Origin of the sequence: uncultured Campylobacter sp. (genome assembly GCF_938018145.1) — a bacterium.
Lineage (GTDB): Bacteria > Campylobacterota > Campylobacteria > Campylobacterales > Campylobacteraceae > Campylobacter_A.
The window spans coordinates 1-3084 of sequence record NZ_CALIII010000031.1 but is presented as its reverse complement, the minus strand read 5'-3'; the positions used below and the strand labels follow the sequence as shown (position 1 = coordinate 3084).

The following is a 3084-nucleotide window of genomic DNA, read 5'->3' as shown; positions in this document are numbered from 1 at the left end:
AGCTTTGAGGCGCTTACGATACGCTCTTTACCTAAAATTTTACGCAGCTCCGCGATATAAACGCGCAGGCTAAGCTCGCTAGGACTCTCGTCGTAGTCCCAAATTTGAGAATAAATCTCCTCTCTACTTAAAAATTTATCCTGATTTTTAAGTAAGAGTGCCAGCAGCCTAGACTGCTTTTTAGGCATCGAGACAGCCTTGCCGTCGCGAAATAGCAAGCCCTGATTCATATCAAAGCCCAAATTTTCGCCCAGATTTATCAGCTCGTTTTTATTGTGCACGAAGGTGCGTTTTAGCAAATTTTGCACGCGCAGATGTAGCTCTTTTAGCTCAAACGGCTTTTTGATGTAGTCGTCGCAGCCGCTAGTAAAGCCGCTTTGCACGTCATCAAGCGTATTTAGCGAGGTCGTAAATATACAAGGCGTATTTTTGCCAGCGTTTCGCAGCTCCCGAAGTAGCGCAAAGCCGCTACCGCCGATGATTTTAACGTCAAATATCCAAAGATCGAAGTTGCTTTCATAAGCCAAATTTAACGCATCGTCGTAGCTTTTCGCGCCCGCAGTCTCGTAGCCCTGCGCCTCCAGATACGCGCGCATCATCTCAAGCAGCATATTTTCGTCCTCGACGATCAAAATTTTACTCATTTTCGCTCCGTTTTTGTTTGCTTTTGTCGTTTTACGGCGTTTTATCCGCTTGATCTTATTACGTCTGTCGGCGCGGCTTTACGCTAAATTTTTCGCCAAACATCTCAAATTTGCGTTAAATTTACCCACATGCGCTCAAATTTAGCCGCAAACAGATCCTGCGTAAATTTATCAAATTTCATCTAAATTTGAAGGTAAAATTTCATAAATTTATAAGTTCGAGCCTCCAAAAAGGAAGCTCGAATTTTATTATTTCATCGGCTGTTTTGGGCCTTTGTAGCCGCCGGTTTGATTACAATCTCCGGCATTTGCACAGTCCTGCGCCATCATGCCTTTACCGCCGTGCTTAAATCCGCCCTTAAAATCGTGCTTAAATTTCTTGTGAAAATCATCGTCGTCATCGCCGTCTTTTAGCTCGATATCAAGCTTTTTTGCCTCCGCCACGCTTAGCGCGCCCACTTGGGCGTTATAGCCGCTTCTAAACTCGCGCATAAACGCCTCTCTATCGGCGATACTCATACCCTCAAACTTCTTTCTGATTTCGGCCTTTAGCCCGCGTTTGGCCTCTTTGGCCTCAAATTTTAGCTTGCCAGCGCGTTTGTCTATCTCAAACGCTACCTCGCTAAGCGTCTTAGCATCGGCATTTGCGACCATTTTATAAAGCTCGTCGTTCGTGCTATTTTCAAGCGAAGCGGCAAAAAGCCCGCCCGCAACCAACATACTAATCAAAACTACTTTTTTCATTTTCTCTCCTTTAAAAAGATGAGCGAAGTTTAAAGAAAAGTCGTGAAAAAAATGTTAATTTAAAATTTCGTTGATTTTTTTGACGAAATTTAGCGGATTTACCTGCACCCCGCCGACGATCACGCCAAAGTGCAGGTGCGGCCCGCTCACTCGACCGCTAGCGCCGCTAAGCGCGATGATATCGCCCTTTTTTACAACTTGTCCGACTTTGACGTTTAGCGCGCTTAGATGATAGTACTGCGTGTAAATGCCCTCGCCGTGATCTATCACCACAGATCCGCCCGCGTAGTAACGATCTTTTGCGATGACGACTACGCCGTCGTTTGCCGCGATCACCGATGAGCCGACCGCCGCTCTAAAGTCCGTGCCGCCGTGATAGCTCTTTAAAGTGCCGTTAAATACGCGCGCGGTGCCGAACGGGCTCGTGACCGCAGAACTCATCGGCAGGATAAATTTGGAGTCAAATTTTAGCCCGGCATTAACCGTCGCGTAGATTTTATTCGCCTCCTCGCGCTCCTCCTCGATACGCTTTAGCACGTCTTTTGGCGGCGTTACTTTGCTGCCTTCGACGGTTATTTTTTCTTTTTTATATTCGCCCTCTACGATCTTAAAAATTATCGTCTCATCACCGCTTTTAAGCCCGTTTATTAGCTTTATTTCGCCCTTTTGACGGTAGCTAGCGGCGACGAGGACAAATTTTAGTTTTTCATCCCCGGGCACGCTAAGCCAGCGCTTTTTCTTGCCGTCAATGCTTAAATTTCCGGCAAATTTAGCCTCCACCTGCACTATCTCGACGTCGCCGTTTACGATCGTCTGAGTTTCGCTAGTTGCGCCGCCCTGCCCTTTTGCGCTCAAATTTAAACAAATCAAAACGGCTAAAATAATTTTTTTCATTTACATCCTTTACGTAAATTTAACGAATAATTTTTAAATTTAATAAAAAAATACTATAATAGCGGGTAAATTTTACGAAAAAGGAAACGAAATGCGAAATTTTTTCAAACTGGCGCTTTGCCTCATGTTGCTATCGGGAGCTGCTTTTGCCGAACTTACGCAAAATCAAAGGGTAAAAACGGCACTCAATATCCTAGATACGTTCGGACAAGATAACGAAAAACTTGCCGAAAAAAACAGAAAAATCAACCTAAAAGACGTCAAAGGCATCGTAATCATCCCGGATCTCGTTAAGAGCGGGTTTATAATCAGTGGACATAACGGAAGCGGTATTTTCGTAGCTAAAAATGATGACAACGAATGGAGCAGCCCGATATTTGTGGATTTTAGAGGCGGCGGCATAGGTGCGCAAGCAGGCTACCAATCAAGCGATTTGATAATACTTTTTAAATCAAGCAGATCTTACGACGGTTTAGTAAACGGCAAAGGCACCCTAGATATCAGCGTCGATGCCGCTATAATGGGAGTGGGCGAAAAAGCTGCCGCGATGACGGATTTGCCTGAGATTTCGGCATTTGGCGTATCAAAATCAAAAGAGAGAGGAATATTTTTCGGCGTTAGCCTAAACGCGTCAAATTTAGTTATAAATATGCAAGACACCAACGACTACTACGAGAGAATGTATGCGATCGAAGATATCTACAACAACTCTCCGAAAGACTCAAGATATACAAAAACGCTAAAAGAAGTATTGAATAAATATTTTAAATAATTAAGAGGAAAAACGGTTTGGCCTAGCAGC

The 3084-nt window shown here is 44.2% G+C and carries 4 protein-coding genes; 1 reads left to right on the top strand and 3 read right to left on the bottom strand.

From position 1 onward, the window contains the following. From Q0338_RS00775 to Q0338_RS00765, 3 genes are all read right to left on the bottom strand, one after another. Positions 1-644: response regulator transcription factor (locus Q0338_RS00775; protein ID WP_298085097.1), on the bottom strand; the 644-nt coding region annotated here is incomplete at its 3' end. Positions 645-893: 249 nt separating this feature from the next. Beyond that, positions 894-1388, bottom strand: a complete 495-nt coding sequence (locus Q0338_RS00770) for a DUF1104 domain-containing protein (RefSeq protein ID WP_298085096.1) — start codon at positions 1386-1388, stop codon at positions 894-896. Positions 1389-1442: 54 nt separating this feature from the next. Beyond that, a complete protein-coding gene (locus Q0338_RS00765) occupies positions 1443-2282 on the bottom strand; it encodes a M23 family metallopeptidase (protein ID WP_298085095.1) in 840 nt (279 codons plus the stop codon). Positions 2283-2373: 91 nt separating this feature from the next. Here Q0338_RS00765 and Q0338_RS00760 point away from each other — a divergent pair, with 91 nt between their 5' ends. Further along, positions 2374-3054 carry a lipid-binding SYLF domain-containing protein gene (locus Q0338_RS00760; RefSeq protein WP_298085094.1) on the top strand — a complete coding sequence of 227 codons (681 nt, stop codon included), beginning with the start codon at positions 2374-2376 and terminating at the stop codon, positions 3052-3054. Positions 3055-3084 lie beyond the last annotated feature (30 nt).

Bases quoted from the DNA above. Each gene is read 5' to 3' on its own strand.
- Q0338_RS00770 (WP_298085096.1), bottom strand. From the start codon at position 1,388: ATGAAAAAAGTAGTTTTGATTAGTATGTTGGTTGCGGGCGGGCTTTTT.
- Q0338_RS00765 (WP_298085095.1), bottom strand. From the start codon at position 2,282: ATGAAAAAAATTATTTTAGCCGTTTTGATTTGTTTAAATTTGAGCGCA.
- Q0338_RS00760 (WP_298085094.1), top strand. From the start codon at position 2,374: ATGCGAAATTTTTTCAAACTGGCGCTTTGCCTCATGTTGCTATCGGGA.